Origin of the sequence: Cryobacterium sp. MDB1-18-1, assembly GCF_004402735.1 — a bacterium.
GTDB lineage: Bacteria > Actinomycetota > Actinomycetes > Actinomycetales > Microbacteriaceae > Cryobacterium > Cryobacterium glucosi.
Genome location: NZ_SOFR01000072.1, coordinates 71,287 through 88,848, shown reverse-complemented (window position 1 = coordinate 88,848; position 17,562 = coordinate 71,287). Strand labels below are relative to the sequence as shown.

Annotated in this window: 14 protein-coding genes, 1 tRNA gene and 1 pseudogene; 7 read left to right on the top strand and 9 right to left on the bottom strand. The window is 64.8% G+C overall.

Translation table 11 applies throughout. The annotated features are described in order from the left end of the window. Positions 1–798: a DUF2993 domain-containing protein gene (locus E3O50_RS17250; protein ID WP_166790633.1), complete on the bottom strand. Its 798-nt coding sequence runs from the start codon at positions 796–798 to the stop codon at positions 1–3. A gap of 2 nt (positions 799–800) precedes the next feature. Further along, positions 801–2,492 carry an arginine--tRNA ligase gene (argS, locus tag E3O50_RS17245; protein WP_134558779.1) on the bottom strand — a complete coding sequence of 564 codons (1,692 nt, stop codon included), beginning with the start codon at positions 2,490–2,492 and terminating at the stop codon, positions 801–803. Positions 2,493–2,546: 54 nt separating this feature from the next. Between argS and E3O50_RS19240 the strand changes: the two genes are divergently transcribed. Further along, on the top strand, positions 2,547–3,197 hold the full coding sequence (locus E3O50_RS19240; RefSeq protein WP_166790632.1) for a hypothetical protein: 651 nt from the start codon (positions 2,547–2,549) through the stop codon (positions 3,195–3,197). A gap of 84 nt (positions 3,198–3,281) precedes the next feature. After that, positions 3,282–3,353: transfer RNA gene (locus E3O50_RS17230), tRNA-Arg, on the top strand. 25 nt (positions 3,354–3,378) lie between these two features. On the opposite strand, the gene E3O50_RS17225 is transcribed toward E3O50_RS17230, so the two are convergent. Both E3O50_RS17225 and E3O50_RS17220 read right to left on the bottom strand, forming a co-directional pair. Beyond that, positions 3,379–4,512 (bottom strand): site-specific integrase, encoded by a 1,134-nt coding sequence (locus E3O50_RS17225; RefSeq protein ID WP_166787329.1) that lies wholly within the window; start codon positions 4,510–4,512, stop codon positions 3,379–3,381. 124 nt (positions 4,513–4,636) lie between these two features. Then, positions 4,637–7,147: a cell wall-binding repeat-containing protein gene (locus E3O50_RS17220; RefSeq protein ID WP_166787328.1), complete on the bottom strand. Its 2,511-nt coding sequence runs from the start codon at positions 7,145–7,147 to the stop codon at positions 4,637–4,639. Between the two features lie 635 nt (positions 7,148–7,782). Between E3O50_RS17220 and E3O50_RS17215 the strand changes: the two are divergent. Beyond that, positions 7,783–8,398, top strand: a pseudogene (locus E3O50_RS17215) (transposase). A gap of 72 nt (positions 8,399–8,470) precedes the next feature. Here E3O50_RS17215 and E3O50_RS17210 read toward each other — a convergent pair. Beyond that, positions 8,471–8,767 (bottom strand): SHOCT domain-containing protein, encoded by a 297-nt coding sequence (locus E3O50_RS17210; protein ID WP_134558777.1) that lies wholly within the window; start codon positions 8,765–8,767, stop codon positions 8,471–8,473. Positions 8,768–8,836: 69 nt separating this feature from the next. Continuing rightward, entirely contained in the window at positions 8,837–9,436 is a 600-nt protein-coding gene (locus E3O50_RS17205) for a sulfocyanin-like copper-binding protein (RefSeq protein WP_134558776.1), read from the bottom strand. Positions 9,437–9,576: 140 nt separating this feature from the next. Here E3O50_RS17205 and E3O50_RS17200 point away from each other — a divergent pair, with 140 nt between their 5' ends. The 3 genes from E3O50_RS17200 to E3O50_RS17190 all read left to right on the top strand — a co-directional run bounded on the left by E3O50_RS17200 (position 9,577) and on the right by E3O50_RS17190 (position 12,751). Then, positions 9,577–10,266 carry a response regulator transcription factor gene (locus tag E3O50_RS17200; RefSeq protein ID WP_134558775.1) on the top strand — a complete coding sequence of 230 codons (690 nt, stop codon included), beginning with the start codon at positions 9,577–9,579 and terminating at the stop codon, positions 10,264–10,266. Further along, the gene (locus E3O50_RS17195) at positions 10,263–11,639 is read left to right on the top strand and encodes a HAMP domain-containing sensor histidine kinase (protein ID WP_134558774.1); all 1,377 of its coding nucleotides are present in this window, start codon (positions 10,263–10,265) and stop codon (positions 11,637–11,639) included. The genes E3O50_RS17200 and E3O50_RS17195 overlap by 4 nt, the downstream gene beginning before the upstream one ends. A gap of 80 nt (positions 11,640–11,719) precedes the next feature. After that, a complete protein-coding gene (locus E3O50_RS17190) occupies positions 11,720–12,751 on the top strand; it encodes a LacI family DNA-binding transcriptional regulator (protein WP_134558773.1) in 1,032 nt (343 codons plus the stop codon). 33 nt (positions 12,752–12,784) lie between these two features. On the opposite strand, the gene E3O50_RS17185 is transcribed toward E3O50_RS17190, so the two are convergent. From E3O50_RS17185 to E3O50_RS17175, 3 genes are all read right to left on the bottom strand, one after another. Beyond that, a complete protein-coding gene (locus E3O50_RS17185) occupies positions 12,785–15,094 on the bottom strand; it encodes a heavy metal translocating P-type ATPase (protein WP_241975314.1) in 2,310 nt (769 codons plus the stop codon). After that, positions 15,094–15,414 (bottom strand): heavy-metal-associated domain-containing protein, encoded by a 321-nt coding sequence (locus tag E3O50_RS17180; protein ID WP_134558772.1) that lies wholly within the window; start codon positions 15,412–15,414, stop codon positions 15,094–15,096. The genes E3O50_RS17185 and E3O50_RS17180 overlap by 1 nt, the downstream gene beginning before the upstream one ends. Before the next feature lie 94 nt (positions 15,415–15,508). Continuing rightward, positions 15,509–15,838 carry a metal-sensitive transcriptional regulator gene (locus E3O50_RS17175; RefSeq protein WP_134558771.1) on the bottom strand — a complete coding sequence of 110 codons (330 nt, stop codon included), beginning with the start codon at positions 15,836–15,838 and terminating at the stop codon, positions 15,509–15,511. 1,158 nt (positions 15,839–16,996) lie between these two features. Between E3O50_RS17175 and E3O50_RS17165 the strand changes: the two genes are divergently transcribed. After that, a complete protein-coding gene (locus E3O50_RS17165; protein WP_134558769.1) occupies positions 16,997–17,461 on the top strand; it encodes a hypothetical protein in 465 nt (154 codons plus the stop codon). Positions 17,462–17,562: the final 101 nt, after the last annotated feature.

The window sequence follows — 17,562 nt, the reverse complement described above, 5'->3', positions numbered from 1 at the left end:
TCAGCCGGCGGAGCAGGTGCCGAGGGTGGTCAGCGACTGCGCGGTGAGCATCAGGGTGCTCGACTCCAGCGTAATGCGCGCCCGCCCCGGTGTGACGTCGACTCCGGCGAGGTTGACGCCCTCGGGAAGATACCCGGCCACGCACACCCGGACCGGCTGCTGGCCGAGCACGAGCGGCAGGATTGCCGTCGCATCGAGGCTGCCCGCCCCGGTGGTGATCGTCGCAGTGCTCGGTGTGAAGAGCAGAGAGTCGGCCGCAGCGGTCGGGGTGGCGGTGGCCTGGTAGCCGATGTCCAGGCCGAAGACGCTCACGCTGCCCTCGTACTGCACGGTGCCGTCGCCGAGCACGAGGTTGGCTGCGGGCGCCCCCTTCGGCAGGGACGCCGCGAGCAGGGTGTTGAGCGCCGCCTGGTCGAGGTCGACCGTTCCGCGCACGTCGCCGACCTGTTTGGCCTGGTCGACGGGCACGTCGGTCGCGACAAGGTGAACGGATGCCGGCACGCCGTTCACCGTGAGGGCGGGAGCGACCAGGGTGACCCGGTCGAAGCTCCCCAGCAGGTACTGCGCGATCACGGACAGGCCGCCGATCGAGACGGACACATCGCCCGTGACCGAATCGGGCAGGTGCGCCGCGATCTCGGCCTTCGCCCGGTTCTCGGCGTAGTTGCGCACGCCGGCATCGGCGATGAAGAAGGCGGCGACGAGGGCGAGCACCACGATCGTCGCGATGATGAAACCGCTCAGGCCACGGCGCCTGCGCGTTGCGGCTCCCCTGCCCGTTGCGGCGTCGCGGTCCACGGTCACATCCGCTCGGGAGCAGCCACGCCGAGGAGGCCGAGGCCGTTGCGGATGACCTGGCCGGTCGCGTCGTTGAGCCAGAGGCGCGTGCGGTGCAGTTCCGTGACGGGCTCGTCGCCAAGCGGGATCACCCGGCAGTTGTCGTACCAGCGGTGGTAGTAGCCGGCGACCTCTTCGATGTACCGGGCGATGCGATGCGGCTCGCGCAGTTCGGCGGCGAGGGCGACCATGCGCGGGTATTCCTGGAGCACGCCGAGCAGGGCGGACTCGCTGTCGTGCACGAGCAGCTCAGGGGCGAAGTCGGTGCGTTCGACGCCCGCTGCCGCGGCGTTGCGGGCGACGGAGCAGGTGCGCGCGTGGGCGTACTGCACGTAGAAGACCGGGTTCTCGTTGCTGTGCTTGCCGAGCAGGTCGAGGTCGATGTCGAGCGCGGTGTCGCTCGAGGAGCGCACGAGCGAGTAGCGGCCGGCGTCGACGCCGACGGCGTCGACGAGGTCGTCGAGGGTCACGATCGTGCCGGCGCGCTTGGACATCCGCAACGGTTCGCCGTCCTTGAGCAGGTTGACCATCTGGCCGATCAGGATCTGCAGGTTGACCCCTGGAACGTCACCGAAGGCCTCGACCATGGCCATCATGCGGCCGACGTAGCCGTGGTGGTCTGCACCGAGCATGATCAGGTTCTGGTCGAAGCCGCGCTCGCGCTTGTCGAGGTAGTAGCCCAGATCGCCGGAGATATAGGCCGGTTCACCGTTCGAGCGGATGATGACCCGGTCACGGTCATCGCCGAAGGTCGTCGTACGGAGCCAGATGGCGCCATCCGCTTCGAAGATGTGGTCGAGGCCGCGCAGGCGCTCGATGGCCCGGTTGACCGCGCCGGACTCGTGCAGCGAGTCCTCGTGGAAGTAGACGTCGAAGTCGACGCCGAAGCCGTGCAGCTTCTCCTTGATCTCGGTGAACATCAGGTCGACGCCGATCGAGCGGAAGGTTTCCTGCTGTTCCTCGCGGGGCAGGTCGGCGATCGGGGTTGTTCCGTCGTACTTCGCGACGACCTGGTCGGCGATGTCGCCGATGTACGCTCCGCCGTAGCCGTCCTCGGGGGTGTGCTCGCCGAGATAGGCGGCCAGGACGCTGCGGGCGAAACGGTCGATCTGCGAACCGTGGTCGTTGAAGTAGTACTCGCGCGTGACATCCGCACCCTCCGCCTGAAGCACCCGGGCGAGGCTGTCGCCCACGGCGGCCCAGCGGACGCCGCCCATGTGGATGGGGCCGGTGGGGTTGGCCGAGACGAACTCGAGGTTGATCTTGATGCCGTCGTAGAGGTGGCCGGTGCCGTATGCCGGGCCGGCTTCGACGATGGTCTTCGCGAGCGCGCCAGCGGATGCCGCTTCGAGGCGGATGTTGATGAAGCCGGGGCCGGCGATTTCGACGGAGGCGACGTCGGGCAGCGCCTCGAGCCCTGCCGCGAGTTCGGTGGCGACCTCGCGCGGCTTGTAGCCGAGCGGCTTGGCGATCTTCATCGCGATGCTCGAGGCCCAGTCGCCGTGGTCGCGGTTGCGCGGGCGTTCAAGGGTGACGTCGCCGGCGTTGGCCAGGACGAGGTCGAGCCCACCGGTGTCGATGCCTTCTGCGCGTCGGCGCTCACCCAACTGCTGGATCAGGGCGAACAGGGATTCGGAAAGCTCGGCGGGGGTCACGGAAACCAAGCTTACCGGCCCGGTTTCGAGGACCTCGCTTGGTAAGGTCAACCCGTGACTCTCTTCGATTCGCCCGCCTCCCCGTCCGCCCGGCGCTTGCGCGCCGGAGTCTTCCTCTGCGTCGGCGCGCTGAGTCTCATTGGCTTGTCCGGCTGCGCAGCGGATGCAGCGCCCTCGGCCTCCGGTTCGGCGAGCGCCCCCGCGACCGGGGGTTCTTCCTCGTCAGCGAGCGCATCGGCCGCCGCGACGGCAACACCGACGCCCACGCCGACCCCGGCAGGGACCGCTGTCGCGATGACGTGCACCGACCTGCTCACCCTGGACGACGTCTACGCGTTCAACCCGAACTACGGCACCGACCCCTCCTACAAGCCGACATCCGCATCGGCCAAGACCGCGGCCTCCTTCCAGGGACTCACGTGCGGCCTGCTCAACCAGTCGAGCGACGGCACAATCGAAATCTCGCTCACCCAGCCCAACGCTCAGCTCATGACGCAGCAGCAGGACAAAGCCGTCGCGTCGTCGAAGATCGTCCCGACCTATGGCACTCCCCCGACCGCCCAGGGCTTCTTCGCCGTGACCAACGGCATCGGCGAGGCTCAGGTCTTCACCGACACGTACTGGCTCACGATCAGCTCATCGAACTTCCTGGAGCCCGGCGACGCCGAGTCCCTCGTCTCCGCGGCCCTCGGCCACCTGAAGTAGCTCGCCCGACCTGGCCGATTCGCCGGGCAAGGTGCCGATGGGAACACCGGCCTCCCGGATGCTGGTAACCTAGTGTTTTCCCTGGCCCCCATAGCTCAGGGGATAGAGCACTGCCCTCCGGAGGCAGGGGCGGCAGTTCGAATCTGCCTGGGGGCACACCAATAAAAGTCCAGACCAGCGGCTAATCTGTCTCAGTCCCGAGGTTCTCAAGATCGTCGTTTGACTTCGATTTGACTTCAATTACTTTCACGGCCACCTGATTCAGCGCGACTGCAACACTGTCGAGGTCCGAATCAAAGAGGTCCGCGTAGGTGTCGAGAGTCTCCTTCGCGGAGGCGTGACCCAGCATTCTTTGGAGTGCTTTGACGTTGGCACCGGCCGATACAGCAAGGCTTGCGCATGTATGACGGAGCTCATGCGGAGTCAGGCCCGGGACGCCGATTTCCGCGGCTGCCGCAGTCAGGAAGCCACGGCGGAAGATGCGATTGCGGAGCACACCTCCGCCTCGTTGTCCGACGAAGACGTGGTCGCCTGGCTTCCGGTCCGCGATTGCCTGTTCCAGTCTCAAGAGAATGAATGCGGGAACCGGGATTGATCGCTCCTCATAGTCTTTGGGCGTGGATTCCTCGAGGTAGCCGTTGATCTCGATCATCGTGTGCCGCACCTCGAGCCGGCCGCGCTTTACATCAACATCAGCAACGGTGAGTCCGGCCAGTTCGCCCCAGCGAAGGCCGCAATAGCTCAACACGAGGACCACGAGTCCATATCCAACGCCTCGACCCTCGACGGCTTCCTCGAGGTCATGGACCTGCTCGTGAGTCAAGTACGTCTTGGAAACTTTGGAAACCTTGGGGAGCTTCAGGCGGGCGGCAGGATTCGTAGTGATCCGGCCATCGTCGACGGCCATCTGCAGCGCGCCCCCCAGCGTATTGACGATTTTGCGCACGGACCAAGGCGCTTGGGTTTCAGAGAGCCTTGAGGCCCATTCCTGGACGGTCATCCGTTCCAAGTCGCCGAGGGGAATGCCCCCGAGGTCGGGAGCGATATTGCGCCGGATTATGCCTTGGGCCCTATCGATGGTGGAAGGTCGGAGATCGCTACGCGTCGCGAGCCAGCGATCCATCCACTCGGCCACAGTTACCCGAGAGCGCGTGGGATCTACGTAGGAGCCGCGACTCTTCGACACTTCAACCGAGGCGAGGAACAGCGTTGCTTCCTTCTTCGTTGAGAACCCACGTCTGGTGGTAGAGCTGTGGTCGGGCTTCCGGTACTGAACGCGATATTTCTTTCCCGACGCAGTCGTGTATGAAGTCACACTTCCCACGTTCGCAACCCCTCTCCCAACAGATGTCGAAATCATTTTCTTCGAGGAATGCCCAGACGGTGATACCGCCTGGGCATCAAAAATGTTGCTGTTCAGCTGCAGGACAATGGTCGTCCTATTTTGCGAGCGATAGCGCCTGCGCCATGACGGAATCGGAAATCGCCAGATTCCCACCGAGGATCACGATCTTCGTTGGCTTCAACCGCGTTAGCTCGGCGCCGATCACTGCGGGAATACCGTTCGGCTGGACGAGGAGCACTGGACCGCCATTCACGACCGCTGCAGACCCGCCCGAAAGAGCATCCTGGTAGGTGGCCCCAGTTGCGAGGTACACCACCGGAACCCCGGTTGCAAAGGTTCCGGCCGATACGGCCGCTGACGTTCCGTACGCATCAGGTCCCCAAAGTCTGGTCGTCGGTGCGATTCCTGCCAGCGCCGCCGCAACACCGTCTGAAATGGCCAGGTTTCCACCCAAGATGATTATCCGTGCGGGACGAAGCCGGGCCAGCTCAGTTGCGATCACGCCTGGAATTCCGTTCGGTTGAACCAGCAGGACCGGCCCCTTGTTTATGCCAGCCGCGGGCGCGCCCGACAGGGCATCCTGGTAGGTGTCCCCAGTGGCGATGTAGGCGACCGGCACGCCGGGGGCGAACGTACCTGCCGATACCGCGGCTGACGTGCCGTAGGCGTCAGGACCCCACAATCTGGTCGTCGGCGCAAGCCCTGACAGGGTCGCGAACACTCCGTCCGAGACGGCAAGGTTTCCGCCGAGCACGACGATGCGAGCCGGTCGGAGTCGCGCCAGCTCCGCGGCGATCACGCCCGGGATCCCGTTCTGTTGAACGAGAAGGACAGGCCCTTTGTTCACCCCCGCCGCAGGCGCACCAGACAGCGCGTCCTGGTAGGTTTCTCCGGTTGCTACGTACGCCACGGGAACCCCCGCGGCAAATGAACCCGCGGACACGGCCGCCGAGGTTCCGTAAGCGTCAGGACCCCACAACCGTGCGACGGTGGCCGCGGCAGCCGGGGCAACCGGGGTAGTCGCAGGGCTCGATGCTGCCACCGAGGGCAGGCCCGTCTGCGAGCCCGTGATCGTTACGGTCACCGCCTTGCCGACATCCCCCAGTACCGGCGTGTACGTTGCCGTCGTGGCTCCAGCGACAGCAACGCCAGCCACGAACCACTGGTATGCGAAGGTGACGGTAGCCGGAGCCCAAACGCCAGGAAGGGCCGTGAGAACCAGACCGACCCCAGGCACTCCGGAAATGGTGGGGATTGCAGACGTCACGGCGGTCGCCGGTGCGCCAACGGTGTCGTACAGGGCGTAGTCATCGGTGACCAGAGTGCCATTCGAGACAAGGTTGAGCCCGAAGCTGAGCCCGGTGGATCCTGCCGGGACCGGGGGCGTGTCCCAAGCCACCTGGGTATATGTCGTCGAGGGCAAGTACTGAGGACCAGACGTCCAATAGATCCAGCCACCGACGGCATTTCGGTAGTAAACATCGAATTGCGTGTTGGCCGTCGAGGTGTACCACGCCCGAAGCGAGTAGGTATGACCGGGAGTGGCCGTCGGCGCACAGGTGCCGAGGTCCTGCGTGAGTGCGAGCTTCGCGTCTCCCGTGACCAGACCTGTCACGACCAGTTGTTCAGCGGCGGTTCCTGTGTGTGCGGCGGTCACGGTACTGAACGTCCTCGTGCTGATACCGAATCCACCCGGCTGCCAGCACTGCGGCGTCTGTCCAACGGCTCCGGGCGTCTCGAGGCTTGGGTTGAGCACAGCGTTCTCGCCTGGGCCGGGAGCGGCGCGGAAAGTGTTGGTCGAGGTGACGAGGGGCTTGACAGCCCCGCCGATGACCTGCGCGACCGTCTTGACGGTCGTGTTGTTCGTGGCGGCGCGGAGTTTGAGCCAGTCAACGAATTGCTGGAGCAGCGTCGGGGTGATCGTCAGATTCAGCGGGTCACATGCCCCGGTGCAGACGTGGTGCAGAGTCAGCTGAACCCAGCCACCGCCCGCCGTCTCCGCATCGGTCACAGTCTTCTGCAGGTCCGCGAGCGTCCACGTTGAGTCGATCTCGTCGGGGGCACGAGTCTCGAAGGCATTCAGCGGCGGTATCGTCTCAGCGAAGAGACCGGCAGTACCGCCAAACCGCGTGAACGTGTCACCGAGGTTGCGGGCGCTATTGAAGCCGCAGGCTTGCACAGCAGCGGAGACGGCCGGGTTCAGACTCGCGTACGGGTAGGCAAAGTCCGTGGTGGGGTAGCCCCAGCCGGCGAGGGTATTCCTGCCCTGACAGATCTGTTTCGTGACCTCATCCGCTGGGACGAGCGTTAGGTCGGGATGGCTGACGGTGTGTCCCCCGATCTCGTGGCCTCCGGCCTTGAGAGTGGCCAGGTCAGCCTGGGTCATGTAATCTTGGGCGCCGATCCAACCGGTAGCGATGAAGAATGTGCCCTTCATGCCGGCGGAGTCGAAAATCGGCAGCGCGGCCATCTGGTCTGCGTTGCCATCATCAAAAGTGAAACTCACGACCGTGGGAGGATCTGTGATCGCGGCCTGCGCGGGCGCCATCCCGAGCGATAGAGCCAGCCCGACCCCGGTGAGTACAGCCATGTTGCGCAGCAGCATTCGGCGGCGACTTGAAAGTTCATACATGATGTCTGTGCTCCTCAATGGTGTTCGGCAGCTGGTCGACGGTGACGCGCTATCCCGGGAGTTGACGTGAGGTGAGACGCAGAAAGGTGCCCGGTGCCTCAGTCTTAGTTTCGAACAGGTGCCAGAGCAATGGCTCGTCGGGACTCTGCGGGTTTCGCGCTGGTATCACGCACACGCATGTGGTTAACCGAACGATCCTCTACTGGCGCGCTCGTTTAATGGCGTGTAGGGGTGCTCGAAGCGAGTTGAACGGGCAATTCCGGAACGCGCCAATCGTGTCTAAGGTGAAGCGTTGCCGATCCTCGGCAAACAGAGCGAAGGGCGAACCCGAGTTGCGCAGAAATCTCTACGTGTCGGTGCGGCTCTGGACGGAGAGCGCGAATACAAAATCGAACGGTCAAATGGGCGCGAATTCAATTTGAGCTTCGAAAGCGGCATCCGTAAATGGCACTTATGCCCCGTTACTTTCTTCGTAGTCTTCTTCGCAGCCTCAATCGGCGTGACCTGTGCGGGCGTTGTAACCGGGCCTGACTGGCATCAAGTGATCGCTGAGAGGGGCTGGGTCGGGACTCGTCCCAGACCGTTCGCCATTTGGATGCCAAGACCTGATGCCGCGGTTCCAGGCTAGCGAAGCCAGGGATGGGAGCACTCATGACAGTGCGGTCGCCCTCAACCGGGCTGGCAGGCACCTTTTCGCCAAGGCCGTGCCCAACGAGGAAGCCAAGCTGCGGGACCCGGTCGGGCGGCAGAAGAGACACGGCCAGATCCTGTTCACCATGGACCGACCAGCCACGATCGGCGCGTTGCCGATCGGTGTCGCGCAGGCCGACAAAGTGCTCGTGGGTTCGGGCGGGCTTCACCATATGCCGGATCGCGGACCTCCACACTGCTGAAGCGAAGACCGACGCCCGGGATGGGGCCATCGTCGCGTAAACGGCTGGCCCTGCCATACGCTTGCGGTCCATCCAACTCGCCGCCTACGCCGGACTCGCCCCAGTAACCCGGCTCTCCGGTACATCCATCCATGGCTATCACCCATCCCGTCGAAAAGAGGATCCTCAAATGGGCCTTGTTTTTCTCTGCGCTCACCGCGCATCGAGATCCGGTCTGACGGACCTACGACCATCGCAAGGTCGCCCAAGGCAATAACACAACCACGCCCTCGTCTCCCTCGCCCGACGTCGCTATGACGTCCTTTACGCCATACTCCGCGTCGGCACTTAATAGCTCACGCCGGCCGCTAGCTCGTCGCTCGATGAAAACATAAGGGCGCCCTCCTGAACAGGAGATCTTGATCTAATTCTCTCGGTTGCCCTCGTCGACGCCGGGAGTTGGAATACCGAGCACCTTCAGCTGTTCCCGATACTGTTCCGCACTCAGGTCGCCAGCAGCGAAGCGCTCGTCCAGAATCAAACGGGCTTTGCTCGGCTGCGCGGCTCCCACATCGGGCATCGACGCCGCCTGCTGACCGTTGCGCTGCGCCGAGCCACCACCGGAGCGAACCGCCCAAATAACGAGCAGCACGATGCCTACGATGACCAGTAGCCCAAACGGCCAACCCCACGCCATGTTAATTCCGTTGCCCCACATCATTTTGTCTCCTTCGTTTGTTCGGTTTTGATTGATTGAGAGTCTCCGCGGCTTCCGCTGAGCCCGTCACTTTCAGGTGACGGTGAGTTCTTGGTACATCCCGGCGGCGTAGTGGCCTGGCAGGTTGCAGATGACTTCATAGCGTCCCGGTGGGAGGTCGAGGGTCACCCAGCCGGCGCTGCCTGGGGCGATACCGGTACCTTCACCGGCCTTGCACGTGGCGGAGGCTTCGCCAAGGCTGGCGGTTTCGTCGATTTTGTGCTCGCCGGAGATCGACCGGCTACCCGCGACCTGCGAAGCCGCGAGCGGAAGTATGACGAGCTCGTGGCTGATGCTGCCGTCATTGGTGGCGAGGAAGGATACGGTTCCCGAACTGACGCTCGACCGGTCGAGGCTGAGATTCATGGCACCGCGGTGCATCATTCCGTTCCCGGTGTTGCCACCCATCATCCCGTTGTCGCCCCCCATCATGGAACCGCCCATGTTCCGCAGCGACACGTTCACGATGGTGCCAGCAAGCTGTGGCGTTGTGCAGGACGATCCGGCCGCCGAACCAGAATCCGGCCCCCTGCCGCTCATGGCGCTGACGGCACCGACGGACAGCCCGGTGAGACCGATGATCGTCGCGGCCGCGCCGGCGATCGCGGTAGCGGTGAGTGTGCTCCTGCGCATGGTGTTTCTCCTCCATCGAGTGGGTTGATGTTCTCCACTCTGCGCGTCCGCTGTGCAGTTCGACTGGCGTGCGTGTGGAGATGGTGTGGAGGTTTGCGGCGACGGAGTCTTCGCCCAAAGGACGCGCGTTAGGGTGAGGTATGCCCACCGTGCTGGTCGTCGAGGACGAGCGTGACATCCGCGACATCCTTCGCCGCTACCTTGAACGAGCCGGCTTCGCGGTGCTCACGGCAACGTCTGGTGTGGAGGCACTGCGCCTCCTGTCCGCGTGCGAGCTGGTGCTCCTCGATCTGGGTCTTCCCGATATCGACGGAACCGACATCCTCCGGGAAATCCACACTCTCGGAACTCTCCCGGTGATCGTCCTCACGGCGCGCAGCACGACGGAGGACCGCATCCAGGGGCTGGAACTCGGTGCAGACGACTATGTGACGAAGCCGTTCAGCCCCCACGAAGTCGTGCTGCGCGTGCAGGCCGTGTTACATCGGTATGGCGGTTCGACGACCACGACGGGGCCGACAAGCTACGGCGGCCGACGGTTGCGAATCGATGACAGTGCCCACCAGGCGTGGCTCGACGGCGCCGCGCTCGACCTGACTCCGACCGAATGGGGACTCCTCGCGGCGGTATCGACCGCTCCTGGGCGGGTCTACTCGCGGTATGAGCTGGTGAATCGGGTGCGCGGCTACGAATACGCCGGGTATGAGCGCACCATCGACTCCCACATCAAGAATCTGCGCCACAAGCTCGGGCCGGGCGGCGCCGACATCATCGAGACGGTCCTCGGCGTCGGCTATCGTCTTGCGCTCCGTCAGGACGAGCCGTCATGAGGATCCTGGGCCTCGGCTCGCTGGGACGCCGGCTCCTGCTCGCATTCGCGCTCGTGGCCGTGTCGTCGGTGCTCGTACTCAGCGTCGCCGCCCTGGTCGGCGTGGATCGAGGCGTGCACGTCACGCAGCAGGCCGACCGACAGCAGATCGCGGACTCCGCGGCCGCAGCAGCCGCCGATGCTTATCGATCGGCCGGAGACTGGGCGACAGCGGAACTGGGCCGCACCCTCGCAATCGGTGACGCCGCATCCGCCGGGCTCACGGTCGTGGACATGACGGGTACGCCTGTCCAGTCGAGAGATGGAATGATGGGCGGCAACGCCGACGGGCAGGGCATGGGAATGGGGTCGGCTATGGGCCAGACCGTGGCCTCGGCACCGGTCATGGTCGACGGCGCCCAGGTTGGCACGGTTCGGATGACGTTCGGCATGATGGCCGGGACAACCGTGTTCGACGTCACCTGGTCCTGGATCGCCGTCGCCGCCGTCGTCGCCCTCGTGATCGCGCTCGGCGCGAGCTGGTTCGTCACCCGGCTGCTCGTCCGCCCGATCCGGGCCATGACGGATGCCGCCCGGTCGTTCACGACCGGAGACCGGCAGGCTCGGGCCACCGGGCCGGCTCCGGGTGAGCTCGGCGAGCTGGCCTCCGCGTTCAACGGCATGGCCGACGCGGTCGTCCGCTCCGATCGTGATCGGCGCACTCTCACCGCGGACGTGGCCCATGAGTTGCGCACCCCGCTCGCGGCCCTGCAGGCCGGCCTCGAGGAACTGCGTGACGGCCTCGTGGAGCCGACACCCGAAAGCCTCGCGGGGCTGCACGACCAGTCGATGCGGCTCGGACGCATCGTCGCGGACCTGGCCGAACTGTCGGCCGTCGAGACGGCAGGACTGTCACTGCACCTCGCCACCGTCGACCTCGCCCAGGTCGCCCGCGATGCGCTCGCGGAATGGGAGCCGCGGCTGCGGGCTGCCGGTCTCACCGTCATCGCGGAGCCGGTCGGGCCGGCCTGGGTGCGCGCAGACGCCGACCGGATGCACCAGGCCGTCGGCAACCTGCTTGCCAACACCGCCCGCTACTGCCGGCCGGGCGATTACGTGACCGTGACCGTGGCGATCGACGACGACCGGGCGGTACTCACTGTCGGCGATACCGGCCCCGGCATCGCCGCCGACGAGCTCCCGCACATCTTCGACCGGCTCTGGCGGGGCCGGGAGGCGGCACACGTGTCCGGCTCGGGTATCGGCCTCGCCCTGGTCCGCGAACTCGTCACCGGGCACGGTGGCACCGTCGATGCGACATCCGCGCCGGGAACGGGAACGGGAATCACCATTCGGCTGCCGGGAACACGGGCTCCCGGAATCGGGGCCCGATAACCACCGACGTCTCTGTTAACACGGTTCCCTGAGTGAGCCGGCGCGCGTTCTTGAATTTGTGTGACCTAAAGTGGGGCCTAATGTCCCAGAACAACGTAAGCAATCCAACAGTCGATGACGTAGCTCGACTGGCCGGCGTTTCCATCGCGACCGTGTCTCGTGTTCTCAACGGGTCCGCCCGCGTCAGTGACGACAGGCTGACGCGGGTTCACGCCGCGGTTAACGAACTCGGGTTCCGGCCGAACTCAGCAGCCCGTTCCTTGGCAAGCCGCCGTGCCAGCATTGTTGCGGTACTGGCCGGAACCACGTTGGCCTTCGAACAAGCGGAGATCATCCGAGGCATCGAGGAGAGTGCTCGAGAAGCGGGTTACCTCATGAGCCTCACCGCGGTCGGCGATGCCGACGACGACAGCATCGATCAGTCGCTGTCGCTCGTCCTTGACCAGGCAATTGCGGGTGTGATCGTGCTCACCTCCGATGCGGCAGGGGTTGCCACGCTCCACCGAATCCCAGAAGGAATCTTCACGGTCGCTGCGGCAGGATCGCCCGAAACAGTCGTACCGCACATTCCACTGCATGACTCTGGAGCAGCGGAGGAACTCGTGGCCTACCTCCTGGGGCTCGGTCATACGACGGTGCACTGTGTCGGCGTTCGCGCCTCGCCGAATGAGGACGAACGGATCGTGGGCTGGCGCCGTGCCCTTCGTGCAGCGGGGGCCGCGATTCCGGAGGTCATTCATTCCAGTGAAGAACCGAACTCGGGATGCGCCATTGGACGCCAATTGGCCCGCTCGCCTCACGTCACAGCGGTCTTCTGTGGCAGTGACGTTCTCGCCATGGAAGTCATGCGCGGTCTCGCCGAAGGCGGAAGATCTGTCCCTGCTGAGGTCAGTGTCGTTGGTTTCGGCGACCATCCGCTTTCGGCGTTGTGGTGTCCCGCGCTGACGACAGTGAAACAAGACTTCGCCGGAGTGGGCAATCGCGCTTTCTTGGTACTTGAGGGGTTGATAGCGGGTTCCCTCGGGCGAGGGTTTGCCTCGGACGGTCCGGCTCTTGTCATCCGTGAGAGTGCGGCACCACCCGCCAAGTCGAGCGGTGCCGCACCGGTCTGATATCACGCGATCACTCTGATGCTGCGCTGGCCATCAGGCGTGGGTAGTCGACCGCTCCGCTGCCGTACTCGTGGAGCGAGAGGGGTCAATGGCCACGTCAAGCCCGCGGAATCCGCGGAGCCGGAGGCTGTTGCTGACCACGAAGACCGAGGACAGCGCCATTGCGGCGCCAGCGATCAAGGGGTTGAGCAGGCCGAGCATGGCGAGCGGGATCGCGGCCACGTTGTAGGCGAATGCCCAGAACAGGTTCGCCTTGATCGTGCCGAGCGTGCGCCGGGACAGCCGGATCGCATCCGCTGCCGCGACGAGGTCGCTGCGGATCAGGGTGAGGTCGCTGGCCTCGATCGCGACGTCGGTGCCGGTGCCCATCGCGATACCGAGGTCGGCGGTGGCGAGTGCGACGGCGTCATTCACGCCGTCGCCGACCATGGCCACAACCCGGCCCTGCGCCTGGAGCGCACGGATGACCTCGGCCTTCTCGGCGGGGAGAACCCCGGCGCGTACGTCGTCGATGCCGACCAGGGTGCCGACGCTGCGGGCGACGGTCGCGTTGTCCCCGGTCAGGAGCACCGGGGTCAGGCCCAGGCGGCGGAACTCGGTGATCGCGGCCGCGCTCGTGTCCTTGACCGTGTCGGCGACGGCGAGGATGCCGCGGGCCACCCCGTCCCAGGCCACGGCGACACTCGTCTGACCTTGATTCTCACAGGCGGCCAGAGCGTTAGCCAGTTCGGGCGGGAAGGCGATGGCGGCGTGGTCGGTCAGCCACTGCGGGCGGCCGACCAAGACAATCCGGCCGTCGACGACAGCTTGCACACCGAGGCCGTCTGCGGATTGGAACGATTCCGCCGTGGGAAGTACGGCGATCCGGTCACGCGCGCCGGAAACGATGGCGCGGGCGATGGGATGTTCGGAGCCCGCTTCTGCGGCGGCCGCGAAGCCGAGAAGCTCAACTTCACTGAGGACGCCGATGGGTACGACCGCGACGAGGGTCATTTGCCCGGTGGTCACGGTGCCCGTCTTGTCGAGCAGGATCGTGTCGACGCGCCGGGTGGACTCCAGGACCTGCGGGCCTTTGATCAGGATGCCGAGCTGCGCGCCACGGCCGGTGCCGACGAGCAGGGCCGTCGGGGTGGCCAGCCCGAGCGCGCACGGGCAGGCGATGATCAGGGTCGCGACGGCGGCGGTGAAGGCGACGACCGGTCCGGCGCCCAGGCTCAGCCAGACCACGAGGGTGCCCAGGGCAAGGGCGATCACGATGGGCACAAACACTGCGGATACCCGGTCCGCCAGGCGTTGGACGTCCGCTTTGCCGGTCTGGGCCTGCTCGACGAGGCGCCCGAGTTGGGCGAGTTCGGTGTCGGCGCCGATTCGGGTGGCCCGGACGACGAGCCGTCCGCCCGAGTTGAGGGTCGCCCCGACGACGACGGCGCCCGGGCCGACTTCGACCGGCACGGCTTCGCCGGTGAGCATGCTCGCGTCGATCGCCGACACGCCCTCGACCACGACACCATCCGTTGAAATCTTCTCGCCCGGGCGCACCACGAACAGGTCACCGACGATGAGCGAGCAGGTCGGCACGATGGTTTCGACGCCGTCGCGGAGGAGTGCGGTTTCCTTGCTTCCCAGCTCGAGCAGCGCACGTAGTGCCGCGCCGGATCGTTTTTTGGCGCGTGCTTCGAAGTAGCGTCCAGCAAGTATGAAGACGGTGACCGCGGATGCGACCTCGAGGTAGATCTCACTCGCGCCACCATCAGCTCGGGCCGTGAAGCTGAATGCCATGGTCATACCGGGCATGCCCGCGGTGCCGAAGAAAAGCGCGAAGAGCGACCAGCCCAAGGCGGCCAATACTCCGATGCTGATCAGTGTGTCCATCGTGGCCGCACCGTGCCGGAGGTTCGTCCACGCCGCCCGGTGGAACGGCCAGGCGCCCCAGACGGCGACGGGTGCGGCCAGGGTCAAGGCGAGCCATTGCCAGTTGATGAGTTGTAGCGGCGGAATTGCCGACATCGCGACGACCGGCGCTGCCAGAATCGCGGAAATGATCAGACGTTGGCGGAGACTGGCGACGTCTCGGTCTTGCTGGCTCGGGGCCTCGTCGGCAACTGCCTCCGGCGGTTTCGGACGCTCGGCCGTGTATCCGGTTTCTTCGATCACGGCGATCGCCTGAGCGACGGTCGTGCCCTCCGGCACGAATACGCTGGCCTTCTCGGTCGCATAGTTCACCGTGGCCTCGACCCCGGGCATGCGGTTGAGCTTCTTCTCAATGCGCGCAGCACACGAGGTGCACGTCATCCCGCCAACAAGAAGGTCGACGTGTTCGCCGCCCATCCGGACGCCGCTCATCAGGACTCAGCGACCAACTCGTAGCCGGCCTCGTCGATGGCCGCGGCGACAGCCGTGCGATCGAGCGGGGCGCCGGTAACAGTGACGAGGGAGACTCCGCCGGGGACGAGGTCAACGTTCACATCCTCAGGGCGAGCCAACTTGCCGATTTCCTTCGTCACGCTGGCCACACAGTGTGAGCACGTCATTCCCAGCACCCGAAAGGTGTTCGTCGCCCCGTCGGCCGGAGCGGCGGCCTGATTGGCCCTGGACTGAGTGTGTGTCCCGCAGGCGCAGGAGGCGTCGGTCAGGCCCAGGTCGTTTACTGTGGTTTCGCTCATGAGTGATACGTCCTTTCGGTTACCCCAACGGGGTATATTCCCACTATACCCCTTGGGGGTACCAAAATGCCACCGGGTCCGGTACGCGCGACGATTACGAACGCACTAGGCGGGCGATGGCGTCGTAGGCTTCCTTGATTTTGGCCTCTGCCTCGTCTCCACCGCGCACCGCGGCGTCGAGCACACAATGGTTGAGGTGGTCGTTGAGGAGTCCGAGAGCCACTGACTGCAGCGCGCTTGTCATCGCAGACACTTGGGTGAGGATGTCGATGCAGTATTTCTCGTCAGTGACCATGCCTTGGAGCCCGCGGGCTTGGCCCTCGATTCGACGCAGCCGCTTCAGATAGTCGTCCTTGTTGGAGATGTAGCCGTGCGGTCCGCTATGGAGCTCCGCACCCGCAGGTGTTGCGCTCACGTTTGTCATGGCTGGTTTACCCTTCCTTCGCACGATCGTTCATACCCCCCTATGGTACAGGACGTTGGATCCCCAATACGGGTCTCAGAGCGTCGGGCATGACGACCGTGGACACAGCCCAGAAGATCGCTGATGCCGCCTCACACCTGGCGATCGCCGCGGTCAGGGATGGCTTGCGAGTGCACTGCGCGCACGGGCCGTGAGCATGCGACTTTGGAGACAAACCCGCGCACCTGCCTGCGCGCCACACCATACGACGCATCGCTGATTTTCGATCTCAGGCTCAGGATGCGGCTTGTCGGCCTGCCGCAGGAGATCCGATGACCGGGGGCTTTCCAGTCTGGGACCGAACCCTTTGCATGATCCTGTGACCGAGCGGCACTAGCCTAGCGACACGGCAGACCTTCAAAGCGGCGCAAGTGTTCACTGTCCATAACCGCATGGGACTGTCTATGTCCAACACTAAGGAATTGAAATGGCGGCCTTGAGAGAATTCACGAAGACCAACCTGAATAAACAGGGATTTGGAGGTCTCGATGATGACGCCAAGTCCTGTTACGCAGGGCCCCTACGATTCACTCCGGCAGTAGGCACCGTCCTAATCCTTGTCGGATTGGCTTTACAGTCGCCTATCTTTCTTGGAGTGGGGGCAATCGTTCCCCTCACCGGGGCGTTATTCCCTCGTGGCATGATTCTCGATTTGGTTTACAACTTGGGCGTACGCCACATGTTTCGCGCGCCCCCGCTTCCCCCCACGCCGCGTCCCCGGCAGTTTTCCTACCTCCTGTCCACCGTGCTCATTGCCGGTTCAGCCTTGTCCTTCTACTACGGAGTGTCAGCGTTGGGATTCGTCCTGGGAGGAGCGGTCGCTCTGGGAGGCACGATACTCACCACCACTCATTGGTGCCTCGGATCGTGGTTCTACAGACTTCTTTTCCCCCACGCAACGACAAGGTAACCGGCGGGAACGCGTTCACAAGGCCATCATCCACAACCGGGACACTCCCCGGACAGGCACCACCACCACCACACCCATCAGCCTGAATTCTCCTGCGGCTGCCGCCCGGCTCAGGAAGTTGCCAGCTGGCTGCAACTTCACCGCGTACGCTAGGGGGGTATGTGCTGGCCTTTCGCCGGCGACGCGGGCACGGGAGAGGAGAGTCGCGCATGTCTCGACGCTCCGGCATTTCCGGTCCCCGACCACGCACTCTGAGTCAGGCCCTCGCCGTTTCGCTGGCCCTCGTTGGCGTGCTGGTTAGCCTGCTCGCCTTGCATTCGATGCTCGACGCCCATGACGGTGTTCAGGGAGCGGTCGCCGGAGTCACTCAATTCTCGGCGCAGAGCGGCGAGACCCCGGCCGTTGCGGACAACGTTTTGGCGGGGCCGGAGGATCGGGTCGGCCCGCTGTCGGCGCTCAATACCTGCGGCACGGACTGCGCAGTGGGGTGCGCTCTGATGGCGGCAGGGTGCATCGTCCTGATCACGGTCGTCGCCATCGTCCTCCTTCTGCGGCGCCCTGCTCTCTTTCAGACGCTCAAGGACGGTGGCGGACGTCTTGTCCGCGTCGTCGCCGAGATCCGCAATCATGTGTACTTTCCCTCACTGACACTTTTGTCGATTAGCCGTATCTGATCACGGTCATTGGCGGGGATATTGGTCCCCGTTCGCCTTCGGCGACGATCCGCACTGCTGTGTGCGTACACCCGGATCACGTCCCGATTGACCCGTCACTG

What these genes read in the sequence shown, in the direction of transcription:
- E3O50_RS17220 (WP_166787328.1), bottom strand. Translation starts at nt 7,147, where the DNA reads ATGCTGCTGCGCAACATGGCTGTACTCACCGGGGTCGGGCTGGCTCTA.
- E3O50_RS17210 (WP_134558777.1), bottom strand. Translation starts at nt 8,767, where the DNA reads ATGATGTGGGGCAACGGAATTAACATGGCGTGGGGTTGGCCGTTTGGG.
- E3O50_RS17205 (WP_134558776.1), bottom strand. Translation starts at nt 9,436, where the DNA reads ATGCGCAGGAGCACACTCACCGCTACCGCGATCGCCGGCGCGGCCGCG.
- E3O50_RS17200 (WP_134558775.1), top strand. Translation starts at nt 9,577, where the DNA reads ATGCCCACCGTGCTGGTCGTCGAGGACGAGCGTGACATCCGCGACATC.
- E3O50_RS17195 (WP_134558774.1), top strand. Translation starts at nt 10,263, where the DNA reads ATGAGGATCCTGGGCCTCGGCTCGCTGGGACGCCGGCTCCTGCTCGCA.
- E3O50_RS17190 (WP_134558773.1), top strand. Translation starts at nt 11,720, where the DNA reads ATGTCCCAGAACAACGTAAGCAATCCAACAGTCGATGACGTAGCTCGA.
- E3O50_RS17185 (WP_241975314.1), bottom strand. Translation starts at nt 15,094, where the DNA reads ATGAGCGGCGTCCGGATGGGCGGCGAACACGTCGACCTTCTTGTTGGC.
- E3O50_RS17180 (WP_134558772.1), bottom strand. Translation starts at nt 15,414, where the DNA reads ATGAGCGAAACCACAGTAAACGACCTGGGCCTGACCGACGCCTCCTGC.
- E3O50_RS17175 (WP_134558771.1), bottom strand. Translation starts at nt 15,838, where the DNA reads ATGACAAACGTGAGCGCAACACCTGCGGGTGCGGAGCTCCATAGCGGA.
- E3O50_RS17165 (WP_134558769.1), top strand. Translation starts at nt 16,997, where the DNA reads ATGTCTCGACGCTCCGGCATTTCCGGTCCCCGACCACGCACTCTGAGT.